This is a genomic window from Rhizobium sp. CG4, assembly GCF_023701965.1.
Taxonomy (GTDB): Bacteria; Pseudomonadota; Alphaproteobacteria; order Rhizobiales; family Rhizobiaceae; genus Agrobacterium.
Window position 1 is genome coordinate 211532 of record NZ_JABAEG010000005.1, and the last position, 20753, is coordinate 232284.

A 20753-nucleotide genomic window follows, 5' to 3' on the forward strand; every position below is an offset into this window, starting at 1 on the left:
TTTTTCATTCTTTAAAAAAGCCCGTCAGTGATGGCGGGTTTTTTTTACGTCTATATTCCGACCCTAGATAACCCTGAGCGTCATGCCTTTGCGCAGATGTGGCAGCAACCGTTGCATGTCACGCAGGCTAAGCCCGACGCAGCCAGCCGTCGGCTGATATCCGGGTCGGATCAGGTGGAAAAATATCGCCGATCCACGATTGCGACTGCGTGTCGAAATATTCCAGTCCAGAACGATGCAGATATCGTAGAGACCATCCTGTCGCATCAATTCTTCATGGCTGGCCTTGAAGGGCGCAGAAACCGGCCGGTTATAAGAGGCATGGTCGGGTGCGTCACACCACAGCATGGTTTTGTGGACCCGTTTCAGGTTCAAAGGCGAGCGCACATTTTTAAGACGGTCGCCGCGGATGAAGCCGTCCAGAATGCGCATGCTGGCAATAGGTGTTTTGCCGTCGCCTTCTTTTTTCAGGACTGTGCGACCGTTACGGCCAATGGCGGCCTGAAATGTCAGCCCACAATATTGCAAAAGTGCCCGGCTTTTTTGACCGGGAGCTTGTCGCACGACTAGACAGTTGGAGTAGTTGCGCATTTCGCCGCGTGGTTTTGCCATGGATTTCCTGATTTACCCCACTTCCAGAGATCGCTGTCATATCAAATATTCGATGGTTAATGCGACGTTAACCCTCCTTCGGATATTTTGACCTGTCATCTGGAATTGTGTCTATGGGCGTCCTTGCCTGTGGGACTGCGAATTTACGGGTTCAGGACATGGGAAAAATGAATTCTCCGGCTTGGGACGACGGTCCGCATCGCTTTGCGCTGAGCGCATTTCTGATGCGTCAGATCATTGCGCTTGCTGGTTTCACTGTTTTTATCGCGCTTGCGCTGGCTGTTGCCGCTCTGGCGACGTGGAACGTTTCTGATCCGAGCTTGTCATACGCAACATCGAATCAACCGACTAACATTCTCGGTTATAGCGGTGCGGCCTTTGCCGATCTTCTGATGCAGTTCTTCGGCCTGTCGGCAATCGTCAGTTTGCTGCCGATATTGGCGTGGTCATTCTGCATGATCTCGGGTCGACGGCTGCGGCGTATTCCGGCGCGGGTTGCCGCCTGGCTTGGTGGTGCATTCGTGTCTGCCGCTGCGATTGGCTGTTTTACCGCACCCGCCACCTGGCCGCTGCCGAATGGCATTGGCGGAGTGATCGGTGACATGATCCTGCGTTTTCCAGCCCTGTTCATCGGTGCGTACCCTACCGGTACCTTCGCCATGATCATCGGCTGCATTTTTGCTGTACCGGCGACCTGGATGCTGTTGTTTGCCTCTGGCATCATTACCGGTGCGCAGGCCGATGAAGATGAAGAAGACGACAAGCCTGCCGTAGTCTCGACCAGCAAGGCGCGCAGCTTGCGTGACATGGAAGAAGATGATGAGGATGATAGCGAAAGTTTCCTCTACCGTATTCTGCCAATCGGCGCTGCTGCCCACTACTGGTACATTACGCAGGCGCGGGCACGCCGCATTTTCGGCATCAAACCACGTGCGTCTTTCCGCAATGATTTCGAGCAGCCTTATGACTTCAACGACGAAGACGATGATTTTGTCGCGGATGAAGCACCCGCCCGTCATACCCCAGCGCAACCAGCCCGCATAACACAGCGCACCGAACCTTCGTTCGAGCAGCGTGCAGAAGCGCGTGCACAGTCCGAACGTCGCGTCGTTGCGCCGCCGCCAATCTCGATTGGTGATGAAGAGGATGACGAGCCTCCATTTGATGTCGATGAACGCCGTCTTCCTGCAGGTATCCTGTCTGCGGATGACGATGATGATGATCTCGACATGCAGGCAGAAAACTTCGTGGCAGGCACACCACGCCCGGCCAATGGTCAGAAAAACCCGTTGCGTGTAACGCCGCAGGTTACGCGTCCGCAGCCAAGTGCGCGGGTCATGCGTGAGGCACAGGCATCATTTATCGATCCTGATGGCTTCCAGCTTCCTTCGGTTCATCTTCTGGCAGAGCCAAAGGGTGTGGTGCGTGACCATACGCTGAGCGAAGAAATGCTCGAGCAGAATGCCCGCATGCTGGAAGGTGTTCTGGAAGACTTTGGCGTTAAGGGTGAAATCATCCATGTCCGCCCGGGTCCTGTTGTTACGCTTTATGAACTGGAGCCTGCGCCAGGTATCAAGTCGTCGCGTGTTATCGGCCTTGCCGATGATATTGCCCGCTCAATGAGTGCGATTGCAGCGCGTGTTGCCGTGGTCCCCGGCCGTAATGCCATCGGTATCGAATTGCCGAACCACAGCCGCGAAACGGTTTATCTGCGCGAACTGATCGGCAGCCGTGATTTCGAGGGCAGCAAGGCAAAGCTCGCCATGTCGCTCGGCAAGACCATTGGCGGTGAACCTGTTATCGCCGACCTTGCCAAAATGCCTCATCTGCTGGTGGCTGGTACGACCGGTTCGGGTAAGTCAGTTGCCATCAACACCATGATCCTGTCCTTGCTCTACCGTTTGTCCCCAGAGCAGTGCCGCCTAATTATGATTGATCCGAAGATGTTGGAATTGTCTGTCTATGACGGTATTCCGCACCTGTTGTCACCAGTGGTGACCGATCCGAAGAAGGCTGTTGTCGCGCTCAAGTGGACCGTGCGCGAGATGGAAGAACGTTACAAAAAGATGTCGAAGATCGGTGTGCGTAACATCGATGGGTTCAACTCGCGTGTTCAGCAGGCGCTGGACAAGGGTGAAGTGTTGACACGTACCGTTCAGACTGGCTTTGACCGCCAGACCGGCGAAGCAATCTATGAGACGGAGGAGTTCGATCTCAAGCCGATCCCCTATATCGTTGTGATCATCGACGAAATGGCCGACCTGATGATGGTCGCCGGCAAGGACATTGAAGGTGCCGTACAGCGTCTGGCACAGATGGCCCGTGCTGCCGGTATCCACGTTATCATGGCAACGCAGCGCCCATCGGTTGACGTTATTACCGGTACGATCAAGGCCAACTTCCCAACCCGTATCTCCTTCCAGGTAACGTCGAAGATCGACAGCCGCACGATCCTTGGAGAGCAGGGCGCCGAGCAACTTCTTGGCATGGGTGACATGCTTTACATGGCGGGCGGCGGACGTATCCAGCGTGTTCACGGTCCTTTCGTATCGGATAATGAAGTCGAGGAAATCGTTGCCTATCTGAAGACACAGGGTGCACCGGAATATCTCGAAGCCATCACCATCGATGAAGATGAAGACGGTGGTGCCGGTGGTGGACCTGCCGGAACCAGCAACCTTGCGGATTCGGAAGATCCTTACGATCAGGCCGTTGCCGTGGTTCTGCGGGATGGCAAGGCATCGACGTCCTACATCCAGCGACGTCTTGGCATTGGTTACAACCGTGCTGCTTCACTGATCGAACGTATGGAAAAGGAAGGCGTCATCGGTCCGGCGAACCATGCCGGCAAGCGCGAAATTCTCGTGCCGACGGAAGCCGACATCATCGAGCGATAAATCTGCGCAACCCCTTGGGCAGCATGAACGTTTGTTAACCTGAAACGTCATGAAGCTGCCGCCTTTTCAAGGCATTTGGGTGAGCGATGAAGGAGAATAATATGAACGAAATCACACCGGTCCGTGACACGAATGAAGGCTTGGAACAACCGGGCGTTACACGTCGCGGATTGTTGTCGGCCGTTTCCATGGCGGGTGTGTTTGCCGCAGTTGGGCTTTCGCCGGTTGCTGCTTTGGCGCAGGCCCCGGCCAACGCAACCGCCCAGAAGATTGCCAATCACTTTTCGTCCGTCAAAACCATGATGGGTGAATTTGTGCAGTTTGGCCCACGTGGCGAACAGACCGGTGGCAAGTTTTACATCGAGCGGCCCGGCAAATTGCGCTTCAATTATGAAGACCCATCACCAATGCGTGTTATCTCTGATGGCAACAACGTCGTCATCGGCAATATGAAGCTGAAGACCTGGGATATTTACCCACTGTCCAAGACACCACTCAGCCTGCTGTTGTCTGATAAGATCGACCTGTCCAATGACAAGGTGAAGGGCGTGAAGGAAGAGCCAGACCTCACCACCATCGTGCTTGGCGACAAGAGCATTTTTGGTGAAGCCACAATTACATTGATGTTTGACCCTAAAACCTTTGATCTGCGCCAGTGGACGACCACTGATACTCAGAATAAAGACACAACCGTGATGATCTTTAATGTTCAGACCGGTGTCGACTTTGACAAGCGTGTGTTCAACATCAATTACGATGAAGTGCGTCGTCGCGGCAAATAAGCTGCTAGCGGTTTTGCACTGTTCCATGGAAAGGCGGCTTTAGGCCGCCTTTTTTGTTCAGGTTTCCAGTTCGATAGTGTAAGCCTGCCGCAAGGGTTACCGGCCTTGCCGGTACATGGGAACGCGGAGCAATTCATGACATTTTCGATAACCACCTGGAACATCAATTCCGTGCGGTTGCGCATGCCGATCGTTGAACAGTTTCTTGTCCGTTACCAGCCCGACGTACTGTGCCTTCAGGAAACGAAATGTCCCAATGGTGAGTTTCCTCTGAAGCCGCTCAAGGCGCTGGGATATGAAAATGTGATGATCCACGGGCAAAAAGGTTACCACGGCGTGGCGATTGCCTCCAAGCTGCCGCTGAGCGAAGATCACCGTCAGGACTATTGTGGCGTAGGTGATGCCCGTCATGTTTCGGCAATCGTGGAAGCCGGTTCACGTCGGATTCGCGTTCATAATTTTTATGTGCCGGCTGGTGGCGATGAGCCGGATCGCAGCATCAACCCGAAATTCGGTCACAAACTGGATTTTATCGAGGAGATGAAGGTGCTGAAGTCCAATGCCGGCCCGGGACTTTCCTCCATTCTGGTCGGTGATTTGAACATCGCGCCGCTGGAGAATGACGTCTGGTCACACAAGCAGCTTTTGAAGATCGTCAGCCACACACCTGTCGAAACCGAAGGGTTGCTGGATGTGATGAAGAAAGGCGACTGGCTGGACCTGATGCGCCTCAACGTACCGGACAGCGAAAAGATTTACACGTGGTGGAGCTACCGCGCCAAGGAATGGGATGTGGCCAACCGTGGCCGTCGTCTGGACCATATCTGGTCATCGCCGGATCTTGGCCCATCGCTGGACAAGATCGAGATCCTGCGCGAAGCACGCGGCTGGAACCGGCCATCCGACCACGTTCCGGTGACTGCCCATTTCAAGTTTTGAACTCGGTTTCGGGAATTTTTAGTTGAAACGGTGCTGCATGGCCGCAGCGCCAGATGCCAGTGATGCGAGGTTATCGCGAATACGTGCGATAACCATGTCGGCCACATCAGGATATTCTTCGACCAGACGGTGGAAGAGGGTGCGGGTTATCCTGATAACTTCTGAATCTTCTGCTGCAACGGCCGTGAATTTACGTTCACACAGCGTAAACAGTGCGAGTTCCGACAGAAGCGTGCCTTCACCCGACCGTGTGGCCAGAACAGGCTTTCCGCTACGCCCCATGTTGGACAGTTCAAACAATCCCTTGATCACCAGAAAAGCGCATTCGGCCGGTGAGTTTTCACGAAACAGCAACTGACCCGTCGACACCCGTCGACGCTCGGCACCAAAGGCGATCAGACGCAACTGATCTTCGCTGAGGCCCGCAAACAGCGGAACCTGCGAAAGCAGCCGAATGTCGTCCATCAATGCCATAACATGCTCCGCAATGCGTTGCGTTTTTTAAAGAGATATTGCTCGCATCAAAACACCAAAACGCAGTGCATTTCCAGCCCGAGTAAGGTATGGAAACGCACTGTCATATCGTTTTCCTGCGCTTGTAGTGAGATCTGACGTGTCGGTCACACTTACGAACGCAAAATTCACGGAACGATCTTGTAGCCGCCGTTTTCGGTAATAAGGATTTCGGCGTTGGAAGGATCGCGTTCAATCTTCTGGCGCAGGCGGTAGACGTGTGTTTCCAAAGTATGAGTGGTTACACCAGAGTTATAGCCCCAGACCTCTTCCAGCAGAACGTCGCGGGTGACAACCGCATTTCCGGCTCTGTAAAGATAACGGATGATCGCTGCTTCTTTTTCCGTCAGGCGGATCTTCTTGTTGTCTTCCGTCGTCAGAAGCTTCTGGCTCGGCTTGAACTGGTAAGGACCAACCGTAAAGACGGCGTCTTCACTCTGCTCGTACTGGCGCAACTGTGCGCGGATGCGCGCCAGCAGCACCGCAAAGCGGAACGGTTTGGTGACGTAGTCGTTAGCGCCAGCCTCGAGACCGAGGATTGTATCGGAATCGGTGTCATGGCCTGTCAGCATGATGATTGGTGCCTTGAAGCCGCCCTTGCGCATCAATTTGACCGCTTCACGCCCATCCATGTCAGGCAGGCCAACATCCATGATCAGCAAGTCAACCTGCGCGTCCTTGACCGTCTGGATGGCCTTGGCAGCGTTTGCGCCTGTCAGCAGCGAGAACTCCTCATAGGGCGACAACTGCTCGCTCAGCGTCTCACGCAGGTCATCATCGTCGTCAACAAGAAGGATTGTTCGAGCCGTCATGCGTTGCTTGCCTTTTGTTTCAATAACTTGTTTGCGGTTCGAACTCATATTTAGTGCTCAGAACGCAGGATAAAAGGCAAAAAAGCGTGATAATGGGCGATTAGTGCCTCCTGCCATGATTTTCGGGTTGTTTTTCGCGCTCAAAGTACCTCGTCAGCGCAAATAAAAAGGCCGCCCCGTTTCCGGTGCGGCCTTCCGATATCCAGAACGAGGCCGAGGCCTCATTCGAAATCTTATTCAGCAGTTGCTTCTGCTGCCTTTGCTGCTTCTTCTGCAGCCTTTGCTTCAGCGGCGTCTGCTGCTGCCTTTTCGGCGGCCAGAGCCTGTGCTGCTGCAACCTTTTCAGCTTCCAGACGTGCCTTTTCTTCGGCAATTGCCTGACGCTCAGCGTCGTTCAGCTTGCGAGCGCGTGTACCAGTGTTTTCAATGATACGTGCAGACTTACCGCGACGGTCGCGCAGGTAGTACAGCTTCGCGCGACGAACCTTACCGCGACGAACAACCTCAACGCCTTCAACCAGCGGAGAGTACATCGGGAATACGCGCTCAACGCCTTCGCCGTAGGAGATTTTGCGAACTGTGAAGCTTTCGTTGATGCCGCCGCCTGAACGGGCAATAACGACGCCTTCGTAAGCCTGTACGCGTGTACGGGTACCTTCCGTAACGCGTACGTTAACGCGAACGGTGTCACCTGGGGAGAACTCAGGCAGGGTGCGCTTGGCAGCAATCTTGGCGGCCTGTTCTGCTTCCAGCTGTTCGATAATGTTAGTCATATTAACCTCTGATTTCTTCTGAAACAGCCAGAGCGCTCAACATAGTCCTCTTGGATCAAAGCCTTGAGGGTTTGCCTTGCGGCAGGAGCGAATTCACCATTCTTTGCTTGCGGTTAAGGGATATTTCCCATTTCCACGGGCGCAAATACAGCAAAGTGGCGCATTTGTCATCCCATTAAACGCAATATTTATCACCAAAAGCCGGTTCAGCATGGATTGCGAGGCTCAAAAGCACGCTATATGGCATGCCCATTCCCGGGAGAGGTTCCATGTCGATCTTTATGGCAGTTCTTTTATTTGCGACAGGGCTTTTTGCGGGAGTAGCCAATGCCATTGCCGGTGGTGGCACGTTTTTGACATTTGGTGCCATGACACTGGCTGGCATCACACCGATCTCTGCCAATGCGACATCCGCGATCGTCCAGTTTCCGGGCTATGTCACCTCGGCCATCGCCTACCTACCGGAAATCAGGCGCCATTGGCGCGAGGCCGTTGTGTTGTGCATCGTTTCAGTGATTGGCGCATTGATGGGTGCGCTTCTCTTGCTGTCGTTGGACAACAGTTCCTTCCGGCAACTGGTGCCTTGGCTGTTGCTTGCTGCAACCGTGCTTTTTGCCGCCGGTCCGTGGCTGAGGCCCAAATCCAGCACGGAGCGTTCGGCGGGTAACCTGTCCAGTGTGGTGTGTCAGGGATTGGTGTCCATCTACGGCGGCTTTTTCAGCGCCGGTCTTGGCATCATGATGTTGGCCGTCCTCGGCCTGACGACCGGTGGCAGCTATCACTACATGAACGCGTTGAAAAACCAGCTGTCGGTCGTCGTTGCCTTTATCGCCATTGTTGTTTTTGTCAGTGGAGGCGTTGTCTCATGGATGGCGGCGCTGGTGATGATCCCAGGTGCTGCGATCGGCGGATATGTTGGGGTTCATATCGCAAGACGTGTGCCGCAGTGGCTGGTGCGTCTGCTTGTCGTTGCCGTCGGAACCATGCTGACAGGGTATTATTTCTTAACGCTCTGACTGTCTTTTGGCAGAAGATCAGGCCGACGTTCGCGTGTCAGGGCGAGTGCCTGTTCGCGTCGCCATTTTTCAATGGCAGCGTGGTTTCCAGAGGTCAGAACAGCGGGAATATCGCGCTCTTCCCACACTTGAGGACGGGTATAGTGCGGGTGTTCCAACAGGCCGCCCTCGAAACTCTCATGCACGCCAGAGAGGTCGTTGCCCATCACGCCTGGCAGAATACGCACCACCGCATCCAGAAGCGTCAGCGCTGCCGGTTCACCGCCGGACAAAATGTAATCGCCAATGCAGACCTCTTCGAGATTGCGGGCATCAATCACCCGCTGGTCGATGCCTTCAAAGCGACCGCAAACGATAATGGCGCCTTCTGCCTCGGCCAGTTGGCGCACGCGCTCCTGTGTCAAAGGCTTTCCGCGTGGGCTCATCAACAGACGTGGTCTGTTATCACCCTGCGAGACGTGATCAATGGCCCGTGCCAGAACGTCCGGCTTCAGCACCATTCCGGCACCACCGCCTGCGGGCGTGTCATCCACGCTGCGATGTTTGTCTGTTGCAAATTCGCGGATCTGCACCGTTTCCAACGTCCACTGTTCACGCTCAAGCGCCTTGCCAGCGAGTGAGTAGCCCAAATGTCCCGGAAACATTTCCGGGTAGAGTGTCAGGACGGTGGCCTTGAAAGTCATGTTATTTCTTCTTGCCGAAGACCGGATGGTCGGGATCGTCCTTGCCATCGTCGGGGTTATCGATCAGTCCGGCGGCCATCGGGTCAATGAGGATCTTGCCAGCTTCGAGATCGATTTCAAGAACCGCCGCTTCCGAGAAAGGGATAAGGGCAGGGCGTCTTCCCGCGCCTTTCAGCTCCAAAAGGTCGCCAGCGCCAAAGTCATGAACGGCGGTGACCGAACCATAGCTCTTGCCATCGGCGTCAACGGCTTCAAGCCCTTCCAGATCGGTGTAGAAAAACTCGTCATCATCAAGTTCGTCGTCGGGTAGATTTTCCCGATCGATGAAAAGCTCAAGACCGTTCAGGGCTTCTGCCGCATTGCGGTCGTTGATCCCACGGAACCTGACGATCACCACCGTCTTGTTCTCGCGCATTTCGAGAATTTCGAAAACACGTCCGTCAGCCGCTACAAGGTTGCCGTAATCGCCGAGCGCCATAGCGTCGTCTGTATAGGAGCTGACGCGCACTTCACCGCGCAGGCCTTGCGCCGCGCCGATCTTGGCCATCAGAATCGGGTTTTCCAGCTTTGCCATGGGCTCGTCCGTTGGAGAATGTTGATGAAGATGCTTGTAAAAGCATGCATTCGAAATTGAAACAAAAAATGCCTGAAACCCGGCCGGTTACGCTTTTAAAACGTCGATGGCTCAAGTGTTTCAAAACAAAAACGGGCAGCATGAACCATGCCACCCGCTTTTTGATGCATAAATGCCGGACTTATTCGGCAGCAGAAGCTTCTGCAGCAGCAGCGGCGTCTTCAGCCTTCTGCTTCTTCTCAGCAATACGCTCCAGAGCCTTCTTGCCTGGCTTTGCCTTGTCTGGGTTGCTGCGTGTTGCACGCTCAGCAATGCCAGCTTCGTTCAGGAAGCGCAGAACGCGATCGGTTGGCTGTGCGCCCTTTTCGAGCCAGGTCTTCACCAGGTCAGCGTTCAGTTCGATGCGCAGTGGGTTGTCCTTGGCCAGCATTGGGTTCCAGGAACCAACCTTTTCGAGGAAACGGCCGTCGCGTGGCGAACGGGCGTCAGCAACTACAATCTGGTAGTAAGGGCGCTTCTTGGAACCACCGCGTGCCAGACGAATTTTAAGTGTCATGTCATTTACTCCTTGAGATGTCGTGTCCGCCTATCAGGCGGTCTTTTCGTTGCTGCCATGTTCGGCAGCGATTGCTTCATGATGCCGGATGACTTCCTTGATGATGAAGTTCAAGAACTTCTCGGCGAAATCCGGATCCAGATTGGCATCCTTTGCCAGACGGCGAAGGCGTTCGATCTGGTATTCTTCGCGCGCCGGATCTGCCGGCGGCAATTCGTACTTGGCTTTCAGGACACCGACTGCCTTGGTGCAGCGGAACCGTTCAGCCAGAACATGGACCAGTGCCGCATCGATGTTGTCGATGGACTGGCGGTATTCTGCGAGCTGGGCTTTCACTTCAGAATTGGTCATGATCGCACTCACTTCTTCTTCGGAAAGCCGGGTAGGCCGGGAATTCCACCAAGGCCGGGCAATCCGCCGCCGCCCAGACCGGGAAGTCCGCCTGGCAGGCCACCGAGGCCTGGCATTGCGCCTGGTTTGGTCAGTCCTGCGGCTTCGGCCTGCTTCTGCAAGGCTTCAAGCTGCTTGGGGTCCATGTTGGCGAGATCAGGCATGCCGCCCATTCCACCCATGCCGCCAAGGCCCATCTTACCTGCCAGGCCGCCCATCATCTGCTTCATGATGCCGCCCTTGCCTTTACCGCCCATGGCTTTCATCATATCGGCCATGCCGCGATGCATCTTGAGCAGCTTGTTGATTTCGGCGGCATCGGTGCCGGAACCGGCAGCGATACGCTTTTTGCGGCTATGCTTGAGCATATCAGGATTGGCACGCTCAGCCTTGGTCATCGACGAGATGATGGCGATCTGGCGGTCGAACATCTTGTCGTTCAGACCGGCCGAAGCCATCTTGTCCTTCATGCCTGCCATGCCGGGCATCAGACCCATGATGCCGCCCATGCCGCCCATCTTTTTCATCTGGGCAAGTTGGTCAGCAAGATCATTGAGGTCGAATTTGCCCTTGGCCATTTTTTCGGCCATGGCGCGGGCTTTTTCGGCGTCGATGTTTTCAGCGGCTTTTTCAACCAGCGAAACAATGTCGCCCATGCCGAGAATACGGTCTGCGATACGGCGTGGATGGAATTCATCCAGTTCGCCCATACGCTCGCCCGTACCAATCAGCTTGATCGGCTTGCCGGTAACAGCGCGCATCGAAAGGGCGGCACCGCCGCGGCCATCACCGTCCATACGGGTCAGGACAAGGCCGGTGATGCCAACGCGCTCATCGAAATTGCGGGCGAGATTGACGGCGTCCTGACCGGTCAAGCTGTCGGCAACCAGCAGGATTTCATGCGGGTTGGACTTCTTCTTGATATCGGCCATTTCCAGCATCAACGGTTCGTCGATGTGGGTACGGCCAGCCGTATCGAGGATGACGACGTCATGGCCGCCGAGTTTCGCAGCCTGAACGGCGCGTGCGGCGATATCTGTCGGGGACTGTCCGGCGATAACAGGCAGGGTGTCGATGCCGGTCTGTACGCCAAGCTGGCGCAGCTGTTCCTGGGCGGCTGGACGACGCGTGTCGAGAGATGCCATCAGCACCTTCTTCTTCTCGCGGTCGGTCAGGCGCTTGGCGATTTTGCCGGTGGTGGTTGTCTTACCAGAACCCTGCAGACCCACCATCATTATAACAACAGGGGCCGGTGCATGAAGGTCGATTGAAACGCCTTCAGAACCCAGCATTTCAACCAGCTCGTCGTGAACGATCTTCACAACCATCTGGCCAGGCTTGATGGACTTTAGAACGGAAGCGCCAACTGCCTTTTCACGCACCTTGTCCGTGAAGGAACGTACGACTTCCAGCGCCACGTCGGCTTCCAAAAGCGCGCGGCGAACCTCGCGCAGGGCTGCCGATACATCGGCTTCCGACAGCGCGCCACGGCCGGTCAGTCCATTTAGAATGGAACCAAGGCGGTCCTGGAGGTTTTCAAACATCGTTTCTTCCTTCTTCGTTCCGGGGTTTCCGAAACGTCGGTGCTTTTGCTGACAAAAACAAGACGCAAAGCCAAAAAGCACCCGAGGGCGCGACGCGCTGTCGGGTGTTGACCTCCGGGATCTCTTTATACCTTTTCGGGTCCCGGTCGGTGGCTTGGAGTCTTGAAACTGCCAGCTAATCGGTGCGGATAAACAGGAAAGTGATGGGAAAGTCAAGGCTCTCAGGTGTTTTAGAGGCCTTGGGCAATAACTCCCGGCAATGTGATGGCAAAGCAAGGTCCTGTCACATTGAATATAGCCGGTGCCGTGGCTATATCATCGCGATGAAACGTCGCAACCTTTTTCGATTGTCAGCTCTGGCCGCGCTTGCTGCGGGTGGTGTTTTTGCCGCCACCAAGTCGAAGGCGGCTGGCTATTATCACGGCCCGGTTTCCGATCACTTTGACGGGACACGTTTTTTTAACCCCGGTGGTGAACCTCCGGGGAATTTTTTTGATCTTTTGAAATGGCGCACCAACGGTGCAAAGGCCACTTGGCCGCAGGATTATCCCAGTCCTTATCCGACCGCAAAACCGGACCAGCGGGTCAATGGCGCCGATTTGCGCATTACTTTTGTCGGTCACGCGTCTTTCCTGATCCAGACGGCCGGCCTGAACATCCTGGCTGATCCGGTGTGGTCGCAGCGGACGAGCCCTTTTTCCTTCGCCGGCCCGAAGCGGGTCAATCCGCCCGGTATCGTGTTCGAGGATCTTCCGCCAATCGACATCGTTCTGGTGACACATAATCATTACGACCATCTCGATATCGAGACCTTGAAGCGATTGCAGGCTGCCCATAAACCAACATTCATTACGCCACTGGGCAATGACAGCATTATCCTGTCCGATGTGCCTGATGCGAAGATAGAGGTCGGTGATTGGGGCGATGTGATCACCGCTGGTAACGGCGTGAAAATTCACGTGGAGCCCTGCCATCATTGGTCTGCGCGTGGTTTGAATGATCGGCGTATGGCGCTCTGGGCGGCGTTTGTCATCGAGACACCGGGTGGTAAAATATACCACATTGGCGATACCGGTTTCTTTCAGGGCAACAACTATCGGGCTGTGAAGGAAAAACATGGCGCGTTTCGCCTGGCAAACCTGCCGTTTGGTGCCTACGAACCACGCTGGTTTATGAAGGGGCAACACCAGAACCCGGCCGAGGCGGTGGAGGGCATGGTACTATGTGATGCGCGGCATGTCTGCGGTCATCACTGGGGTACCGTTCAACTGACTGATGAGGCGATTGATGCACCGGTGTTTGCGCTTCAACTGGCGCTCAATGAAAAAGGGCTGGAGCACAGCCGTTTCCGACCGATGCGTCCCGGTGAGGTTTTTGACGTTCCTGCGTGAGTGACCTTTTCAGGATTAGGGCCAACCACTGTTCGCAGCCATGGTTATACGCGGCTGACGCATGCTATGCATGTTGGCTCAAGGCTGGTAATTTGCTGCACTTTCCGCCATATAGGGCAAAATAAGCCTGCTCTCTGTGACGGGCATTTTCTCTATCAGGTACACGAGCTATGGCGAACACGGTCGAATTTGCGAAGATGAATGGACTTGGAAACAAGATCCTGGTTGTCGATATGCGCGGCCGTACTGACAAGGTCACGCCGGAAGCTGCGATTGCGCTGAATGCGGATACAGCCACCCAGTTCGATCAGATCATGGCGATCCATGACCCCAAACTTGCCGGTACCGACGCTTATATCGACATTCTCAACTGCGATGGCACCAAGGCGCAGGCGTGTGGCAATGGTACGCGCTGTGTGGTGCAGGCGCTGTCGTCCGAAACAGGCAAAAAGACCTTCACCTTCCAGACTGTTGCCGGCATTCTGAATGCTGTAGAACACGAGGATGGCATGATTTCGGTCGACATGGGCAAGCCCAGGTTTGGCTGGCAGGAAATTCCTCTGTCCGAGGAGTTCCATGATACCAGCCGCATCGAATTGCAGATCGGGCCGATCGACAATCCCATTCTGCATTCGCCGGCTGTGATGTCGATGGGCAATCCACATGCGATCTTCTGGGTAGATCGTGATCCGATGGACTTCGATCTGGAACGTTTCGGTCCGCTGCTTGAAAACCATCCGATGTTTCCGGAAAAGGCCAATATAACGTTGGCGCAGGTCACGTCAGACGCATCACTGCGCACACGCACATGGGAACGTGGTGCAGGTCTGACCCTTGCCTGCGGTTCTGCCGCCTGTGCAGCCGGCGTCAGCGCGGCACGCACGGGTAGAACCGGGCGTACCGTGACCATCGATGTTGCCTCAAGCCCGATCCGTGTGCCGCTGACCATCGAATGGCGCGATGATGATCATGTCATCATGACCGGTCCTGCCGAATGGGAATGGTCCGGTGCCGTTGATCCGCAGAATGGCACTTGGCAGCGCGATGAAGCCAGTGAGACATCGTCCCGTGAGGCTTCAGTAAAATGAGCGGCGTCGAGGTCATTACCTTCGGCTGTCGTCTCAATACCTATGAATCGGAAGTGATGAAGGCCGAGGCGGAAAAAGCCGGGCTCAACAATGCCGTTCTGGTCAATACCTGTGCCGTGACGGGCGAGGCTGTGCGTCAGGCGCGCCAGGCCATTCGGCGTGCGCGCCGCGACAATCCGCACGCCCGCATCATTGTTACCGGTTGTGCTGCACAGACCGAGAAGCTGACCTTTGCCGACATGCCTGAGGTGGATGCAGTGCTCGGTAATGAGGAGAAGCTGAAAAGCGCTTCCTACCGCGCCCTTCCGGATTTTGGTGTATCTGCGGAAGAAAAACTGCGCGTCAACGATATCATGAGCATCAAGGCGACAGCGCCGCAAATGGTCAAACATATTGACGGGCACGTTCGCGCGTTTATTCAGGTACAGAATGGCTGTGATCATCGCTGCACCTTTTGTATCATTCCTTATGGTCGCGGTAATTCTCGCTCGGTGCCGATGGGTGCTGTGGTGGAGCAGGCTCGCAAACTGACCGAAAGCGGTTACTGCGAAATCGTGCTGACCGGGGTGGATGCCACAAGTTATGGTGCTGATTTGCCGGGCGAACCTTCGCTTGGTTATCTCGCCAAGACCTTGCTGAAACAGGTGCCGGATATCTTGCGCTTGCGGCTGTCCTCGATCGACAGCATAGAAGCAGACAAACATTTGATGGATCTGATCGCCGATGAACCACGGTTCATGCCGCATCTGCATCTCTCGCTGCAGCATGGCGACGACATGATCCTGAAACGCATGAAGCGCCGTCATCTGCGCGATGATGCCATTCGTTTCTGCAACGAGGTAAGGGCTCTGCGGCCTGATATTGCACTCGGTGCTGACATGATCGCCGGTTTCCCGACAGAAACCGAAGACATGTTCGAAAATGCTGCCACACTTGCGGAAGAGTGCGGCATTTCCAATTTGCATGTTTTTCCCTACAGTCCGCGTGCCGGAACACCGGCAGCGCGCATGCCGCAGCTCGACCGTGGTCTGGTGAAAGAGCGTGCGGCAAGGCTGCGTGAGCGGGGTGAGGTGCTAAAACTTCGTCATCTGCAAAATATGGTTGGCAGCGAGCAGACTATTCTGGTTGAAAACAACGGTTTTGCGCATACCGATAATTTTACGCTGGTTGCAGCCCCATCGCTTGAGCCGCGCACTCTTGCGCGTGTTGCGATTACCGGTCACAACGGCAAGCACCTTACAATGGAACTTCTGGCCGCAAACGCGGCCTGAGAAAAAGATACGGAACTATCATGGCCCTTGGCTTCATCAAAAAGGTCTTTTCATTCGGCAAGGACAAAGCCGAAGACGACAAGGCTGAACCAAATGGCCTGAAGGAACAGTCTTCTGAAGCTGCCTTTGAACAGGCTTTGGCCGAAGCGAAGCAACATTCTCCCGTCGATGACCCGGTGCTTGAGGTCGAGGTCGAAACTGCTGGTGGCCCTGCTCCCGATGAAGTGATGCAGTCTGATGAGGTCGAACCGCAGACGGAACCGGATGATGCGCCACTGCTTCCTGCTGCATTGGAAGCGAGCGATATTGGTGTCGTACCTCTTTCGCTGCTCGAGGTTGAAGCGGAAGCGGCAGAGGATGAAACGTCGTTTGCCGTCGCTGATGAACCGGTCATTGAAGACGAGCCGGTAACAACGGCTGATAAGACCGAGGCCGTTGTTGAGGCCGAAGAACAAGTTATTTCATCTGCGATTGCGGAAACGGCTGCGACTGTGCTGCCGAAAGGCTTTTCGACAGCCAGCGAGCTTGTTGTGCCGGTTGAAGAAACACCACAGCAGAAGCTGACATGGTTTCAACGTCTTCGTGCCGGGTTGGCGCGGACTTCTTCGCAACTGACCAGCCAGATCTCGGCGTTGTTCACCAAGCGCAAGCTGGACGAGGACACGCTGGACGAGCTGGAAGATTTGCTGATCCAGTCTGACCTTGGCGTCGAAACTGCGATGCGTATCACCGGTGCATTGTCGTCCGAGCGTTATGGCAAGGATGTCAGCGGTGAAGATGTGGCGCGCATCATGGCCGGTGAAATCACCAAGGTGCTGACCCCGGTCGCCAAGCCGCTGCAGCTTGATCTCAATCACAAACCACATGTCATTCTGGTGGTGGGTGTCAATGGTACCGGCAAAACCACGACCATTGGCAAGCTTGCGGCCAAACTGTCCGGTTCCGGGCTCAAGGTTATGCTTGCAGCGGGCGACACGTTCCGTGCCGCGGCGATTGAACAGTTGAAAATCTGGGCGGATCGTACCGGTTCTGAGTTCATCGGGACGAAGCTGGGCGCTGATGCTGCTGGCCTTGCCTATGACGCCTATGAGCAGGCGCGGGCCAAAAAAAGCGACGTTCTGATTATCGATACGGCCGGCCGTTTGCAGAACAAGACAGAGTTGATGGCCGAGCTTGAAAAGATCGTGCGTGTGCTTGGCAAGCTTGATCCAGATGCGCCTCACACTGTCTTGCAAACACTTGATGCAACGACAGGCCAGAACGCCATGAACCAGGTGGAGATTTTCCGCAACGTGGCGGGTGTGAATGGCCTGATTATGACAAAATTGGATGGCACGGCTCGCGGCGGTATCCTCGTTGCCATTGCTGCGAAGCACAAGCTGCCGGTTTATTTCATCGGCGTGGGCGAAGGCGTGGACGATCTGGAACCGTTTGAGGCAGAAGATTTCGCGAAGGCGATTGCGGGAGTTTGATGATGGACGTGGAAAGCAATCAGCGCGAAAGCGAAAATATGGTCAAGGAGACCAGCCCTCTGTTGAAGATGGTGCTGGAACTTGGCCCGTTGATGGTTTTCTTCTTTGCCAATTCGCGTGGTGACTGGCTTGCTGAAAAGTTTCCGGTGCTGACCGAATTCGGTGGCCCGATCTTTATCGCGACTGGTCTGTTCATGATTGCCACCGCCGCTTCGCTGATCGTGTCGTGGATCATGACCCGCAAACTGCCGATGATGCCGCTGATCTCCGGCATCGTGGTGTTTGTGTTTGGCGCGCTGACATTGTGGCTGCAGAACGACACTTTCATCAAGATGAAGCCGACCATCGTCAACACTCTGTTTGGTGCGATCCTGCTGGGTGGTTTGCTGTTTGGACAGTCGTTGCTGGGTTACGTCTTCAATTCCGCTTTCAAACTGACTGACGAAGGCTGGCGCAAGCTGACCCTTCGCTGGGGCATTTTTTTCCTGTTTCTCGCGGTGTTGAATGAAGTCGTTTGGCGGAACTCCTCGACCGATTTCTGGGTCGCTTTCAAGGTCTGGGGCACCATGCCGGTCACCGTTTTGTTCACCATGGCACAGATGCCGCTGATCATGCGTCACTCGGTTGAACCGCTGGTGAAAGACGAAAAATGACCGTTGCGGATCTCACTGTCAGCCGTAGCTCATCGCTGAAATGGTTTGGCGTCGCCGCAGCACTTCTGCTGCTGCAGATCGTCATTCTTTATTTCATGGGCCGTATTCCGATTTGTGAGTGCGGCTACGTCAAGCTGTTCGAGCCGGGCGTCAACACACCGGGCAACTCGCAGCATTTGTCCGACTGGTACACGCCGTCGCATATCATTCACGGCTTCCTGTTCTTCGGCCTTGCATGGCTGCTGTTTCGCAAACAACCGATTGCTATGCGCCTGTCATTTGCGGTGCTGATCGAGGCAGCCTGGGAACTGCTTGAAAACTCACCGCTGATTATCGACCGCTATCGCAGTGCCACAATGGCGCTTGGTTACTCCGGTGACAGTATTCTCAATTCGGCCATGGACACTGTTTTCATGGCGCTTGGTTTCTTCTTCGCCGCGCGCATGCCTGTCTGGGTGACGGTGGCGGTGGCTGTTGTCTTTGAGCTGTTCACCGGGTGGCTGATCCGAGACAATCTGACGCTCAATGTCATCATGCTGCTGTGGCCGATCGATGCCATCAAGGAATGGCAGAACGCGATTTCCTGATCCGTGTAATAGTCGTCAATCGTTATGAAACAATACATAACTGATGTCACATCGTGCTGACTTCAAATGGATTCTTAACGGAAAGCATCTAGATGTCCATGCTCGCTGGGGATCACGCATTGAACCGGATGCACGGCCATGCCGTGACGCCGGTAGCACCAAGCATCGCATTTAACAAAAACTGTTTCTGATCAAGGCTTCGTCATCGTGCAGGATAATTTCGCCTATCTGCTTCCGTTTATCATGCTTACATTTGGCCTGGTATTTCTCGGTTTGCAGACCATGGGTTTCAAGCCTGCGCGTTTCTGGGGCATTGGTTACATCTGTGCGGCCCTGGGCTTTTCAAGCCCGATGTTTTTTGCCGATGATGCCTTTCTGGCGCATGCCCTGATTTCCAATATCCTGTTTTTTTCCGCGTTCTTTTTTTACGGCCATGCGTTGTTGGTGCAATTTGAGGTCAAGACGCTACTTGGTTGGCGCATCGGATTTCTGGCCGCAGCCTATGCGGTTGTGTCGTATTTTATTGTCTTCCAGATCGATTTGCGCGCTGAACTTGCGCTGAGTGATTTGATGTGCGCTGCGCTGCTTGCGCCGTGCATCCTGCTGGTCGCAAATAAGACCCGGCATGTAATGGACAAGGTGCTACTGGCGGCGAGCTCGGCCGTGGTATTGGAAACTATTACTCGCGTGAGCGTGCTTCTGGTGATGACACCGGGCGGTTCGCCTCGTGACATTGATGCCTTCATGGCGTCGGACTATGCATTCCTGATGCAGATGACTGCCAGCATCTTCGGTTTCCTGATGGCGCTTGCCGTGCTGGCTAGTGTGGTTGCCAATGTTCTTTTGCAGCATCGCCATGCCGCTGATCATGATCCACTGACTGGTCTGTTGAACCGACGTGGTTTTGATGACCGTTCTCCGGATTTCCGCGGACAGGAGCAGCCGGAAGGCACCGTTTTGATGTGCGATATCGACCACTTCAAACATGTCAACGACCAGTTCGGACATGCGGCCGGTGATCGTGTTATCATCGGTTTTGCCGAATTGTTGAAGGAACGCCTGCCGCCGCAAGCGCGTATCGCTCGCTTTGGCGGCGAGGAATTCGTGGTCTATCTGCCAGACACAACGGCGACGGAAATTGCTGTGCTTGCCAATATGTTGCGCGTCAGTTTCGCGGCCCGCGAATGGACAGCTGTCGGTATTGACCGGCAGATCAGCGCAAGTTTCGGCATTTCATCAATTGCCAGAGGCGACCACTCCATTCACGACGCGATCGCCAGAGCCGACAGCTTTCTTTACAAAGCGAAATCCAATGGCCGCAATCAGGTGGTTCAGGAAGGCATGTCCGTGCTGAGGGCGCAGTCTGCGCCGCCGCTAAAGATCATTTCCATTCTTTGATTGGGCTTACCACGGTCAAACCGTGCTCAGCTTCCCGATACAGCCTTTTCAATGGCTGGCAGAAGGCCCTTTTCCAGCGTTGCCGGATCGATAGGGCCAACCTTCTTGTAAACAATCGTGCCATTCTTATCGACGAGGTAGGTTTCCGGAATTCCGTAAACGCCCCAGTCTATGGCCGCTTTGCCGTTGGGATCGACTCCGATTGCCTTGTAGGGATTGCCGAGTTCGCCCAGAAAACGCAACGCGTTGTCGTTCTTGTCCTTGTAGTTGATGCCAACCACATTGATGCGGCTATCCTTCGACAGCTCCTTCAGCATTGGGTGTTCCTGACGACAGGGTACACACCAGGAGGCAAACACATTGACCAACGTCAGCTGGCCGGCAATGGCAGCATCGGTCAGCGCCGGTGTGGAAGAGCCTTCCAGCGGCGGCATGGCCAGTGTTGGCGCCTTGGTACCGATAAGGGCCGATGGAATGGCGCTGACATCCAATCCGTTGACGTCCTGTTCGTAAAGCATCTTGGCAGCAATGGCTGCAAAACCTGCAAAAGCAACCAGTGGCAGCAAGGCAAAGAGGTAACGTGCCTTGCTTTTGGGGGCCTGTTTCGGGGCGCTGATGTCGTCGCTCATGCGGTTTCCCCGGCCTTCAGTTTTGCGGAAGCGCGGCGGCGAATGCCAGAGGCTTCCAGCTCTTTCAATTCCCGACTTCGTGCGCGGCCGTCCAGCATTACCCAGCCGATCAAAGCGATCACGATCAAGCCGGTCAGGCCATAGGACAGGCTGATGTAAAAGGCGTGGCTCAT

At 55.0% G+C, this 20753-nt stretch carries 22 protein-coding genes; 11 read left to right on the forward strand and 11 right to left on the reverse strand.

The features are described 5' to 3' along the window. Positions 1–63: 63 nt before the first annotated feature. The gene (locus tag HGO37_RS16315; RefSeq protein WP_250984234.1) at positions 64–612 is read right to left on the reverse strand and encodes a L,D-transpeptidase family protein; all 549 of its coding nucleotides are present in this window, start codon (positions 610–612) and stop codon (positions 64–66) included. A gap of 167 nt (positions 613–779) precedes the next feature. On the opposite strand from HGO37_RS16315, the gene HGO37_RS16320 reads away from it, so the two are divergent. The 3 genes from HGO37_RS16320 to HGO37_RS16330 all read left to right on the forward strand — a co-directional run bounded on the left by HGO37_RS16320 (position 780) and on the right by HGO37_RS16330 (position 5230). Continuing rightward, on the forward strand, positions 780–3509 hold the full coding sequence (locus HGO37_RS16320) for an FtsK/SpoIIIE family DNA translocase (protein WP_250984235.1): 2730 nt from the start codon (positions 780–782) through the stop codon (positions 3507–3509). A 101-nt stretch (positions 3510–3610) separates the two neighbouring features. Continuing rightward, a complete protein-coding gene (locus tag HGO37_RS16325; protein ID WP_250984236.1) occupies positions 3611–4291 on the forward strand; it encodes an outer membrane lipoprotein carrier protein LolA in 681 nt (226 codons plus the stop codon). A 135-nt stretch (positions 4292–4426) separates the two neighbouring features. Further along, positions 4427–5230 carry an exodeoxyribonuclease III gene (locus HGO37_RS16330; protein WP_250984237.1) on the forward strand — a complete coding sequence of 268 codons (804 nt, stop codon included), beginning with the start codon at positions 4427–4429 and terminating at the stop codon, positions 5228–5230. Between the two features lie 18 nt (positions 5231–5248). Here the strand turns inward: HGO37_RS16330 and HGO37_RS16335 are convergent, their stop codons facing one another. From HGO37_RS16335 to rplS, 3 genes are all read right to left on the reverse strand, one after another. Further along, on the reverse strand, positions 5249–5704 hold the full coding sequence (locus tag HGO37_RS16335) for a cyclic nucleotide-binding domain-containing protein (protein ID WP_250984238.1): 456 nt from the start codon (positions 5702–5704) through the stop codon (positions 5249–5251). 167 nt (positions 5705–5871) lie between these two features. Continuing rightward, on the reverse strand, positions 5872–6555 hold the full coding sequence (locus HGO37_RS16340) for a response regulator transcription factor (protein WP_192490472.1): 684 nt from the start codon (positions 6553–6555) through the stop codon (positions 5872–5874). 233 nt (positions 6556–6788) lie between these two features. Next, positions 6789–7328 (reverse strand): 50S ribosomal protein L19, encoded by a 540-nt coding sequence (rplS, locus tag HGO37_RS16345; RefSeq protein ID WP_250984239.1) that lies wholly within the window; start codon positions 7326–7328, stop codon positions 6789–6791. A gap of 269 nt (positions 7329–7597) precedes the next feature. Here rplS and HGO37_RS16350 point away from each other — a divergent pair, with 269 nt between their 5' ends. Further along, a complete protein-coding gene (locus HGO37_RS16350) occupies positions 7598–8344 on the forward strand; it encodes a sulfite exporter TauE/SafE family protein (protein WP_250984240.1) in 747 nt (248 codons plus the stop codon). Here HGO37_RS16350 and trmD read toward each other — a convergent pair. The 5 genes from trmD to ffh form a co-directional block, all read right to left on the reverse strand. After that, entirely contained in the window at positions 8326–9027 is a 702-nt protein-coding gene (gene trmD, locus HGO37_RS16355; RefSeq protein WP_250984241.1) for a tRNA (guanosine(37)-N1)-methyltransferase TrmD, read from the reverse strand. The two genes, HGO37_RS16350 and trmD, sit on opposite strands and share 19 nt — an antisense overlap. A 1-nt stretch (position 9028) precedes the next feature. Then, positions 9029–9601 carry a ribosome maturation factor RimM gene (gene rimM, locus HGO37_RS16360; protein WP_192490468.1) on the reverse strand — a complete coding sequence of 191 codons (573 nt, stop codon included), beginning with the start codon at positions 9599–9601 and terminating at the stop codon, positions 9029–9031. A 181-nt stretch (positions 9602–9782) separates the two neighbouring features. Next, positions 9783–10157 carry a 30S ribosomal protein S16 gene (gene rpsP / locus HGO37_RS16365; protein WP_250984242.1) on the reverse strand — a complete coding sequence of 125 codons (375 nt, stop codon included), beginning with the start codon at positions 10155–10157 and terminating at the stop codon, positions 9783–9785. A gap of 33 nt (positions 10158–10190) precedes the next feature. Beyond that, a complete protein-coding gene (locus HGO37_RS16370) occupies positions 10191–10508 on the reverse strand; it encodes a chorismate mutase (RefSeq protein ID WP_192490466.1) in 318 nt (105 codons plus the stop codon). Positions 10509–10516: 8 nt separating this feature from the next. After that, positions 10517–12091 carry a signal recognition particle protein gene (gene ffh, locus HGO37_RS16375; protein WP_192490465.1) on the reverse strand — a complete coding sequence of 525 codons (1575 nt, stop codon included), beginning with the start codon at positions 12089–12091 and terminating at the stop codon, positions 10517–10519. Between the two features lie 323 nt (positions 12092–12414). Between ffh and HGO37_RS16380 the strand changes: the two genes are divergently transcribed. The 7 genes from HGO37_RS16380 to HGO37_RS16410 all read left to right on the forward strand — a co-directional run bounded on the left by HGO37_RS16380 (position 12415) and on the right by HGO37_RS16410 (position 19951). After that, positions 12415–13482, forward strand: coding sequence for an MBL fold metallo-hydrolase (locus HGO37_RS16380; RefSeq protein ID WP_250984243.1), 1068 nt, complete (start codon positions 12415–12417; stop codon positions 13480–13482). A gap of 170 nt (positions 13483–13652) precedes the next feature. Further along, on the forward strand, positions 13653–14570 hold the full coding sequence (gene dapF, locus HGO37_RS16385) for a diaminopimelate epimerase (protein ID WP_250984244.1): 918 nt from the start codon (positions 13653–13655) through the stop codon (positions 14568–14570). Then, on the forward strand, positions 14567–15841 hold the full coding sequence (mtaB, locus tag HGO37_RS16390) for a tRNA (N(6)-L-threonylcarbamoyladenosine(37)-C(2))-methylthiotransferase MtaB (RefSeq protein ID WP_250984245.1): 1275 nt from the start codon (positions 14567–14569) through the stop codon (positions 15839–15841). Before dapF ends, mtaB begins: the two co-directional genes overlap by 4 nt. 20 nt (positions 15842–15861) lie before the next feature. Continuing rightward, on the forward strand, positions 15862–17313 hold the full coding sequence (gene ftsY / locus HGO37_RS16395; protein WP_250984246.1) for a signal recognition particle-docking protein FtsY: 1452 nt from the start codon (positions 15862–15864) through the stop codon (positions 17311–17313). A 2-nt stretch (positions 17314–17315) separates the two neighbouring features. After that, a complete protein-coding gene (locus tag HGO37_RS16400; RefSeq protein WP_250984356.1) occupies positions 17316–17966 on the forward strand; it encodes a septation protein A in 651 nt (216 codons plus the stop codon). Continuing rightward, entirely contained in the window at positions 17963–18553 is a 591-nt protein-coding gene (locus tag HGO37_RS16405; protein WP_250984247.1) for a DUF2585 domain-containing protein, read from the forward strand. Before HGO37_RS16400 ends, HGO37_RS16405 begins: the two co-directional genes overlap by 4 nt. A 207-nt stretch (positions 18554–18760) precedes the next feature. Continuing rightward, positions 18761–19951 carry a GGDEF domain-containing protein gene (locus HGO37_RS16410; protein WP_250984248.1) on the forward strand — a complete coding sequence of 397 codons (1191 nt, stop codon included), beginning with the start codon at positions 18761–18763 and terminating at the stop codon, positions 19949–19951. 26 nt (positions 19952–19977) lie between these two features. Here HGO37_RS16410 and HGO37_RS16415 read toward each other — a convergent pair whose 3' ends face one another. Next, entirely contained in the window at positions 19978–20580 is a 603-nt protein-coding gene (locus tag HGO37_RS16415; RefSeq protein WP_250984249.1) for a DsbE family thiol:disulfide interchange protein, read from the reverse strand. Next, positions 20577–20753 carry a heme exporter protein CcmD gene (ccmD, locus tag HGO37_RS16420; protein ID WP_250984250.1) on the reverse strand — a complete coding sequence of 59 codons (177 nt, stop codon included), beginning with the start codon at positions 20751–20753 and terminating at the stop codon, positions 20577–20579. Before ccmD ends, HGO37_RS16415 begins: the two co-directional genes overlap by 4 nt.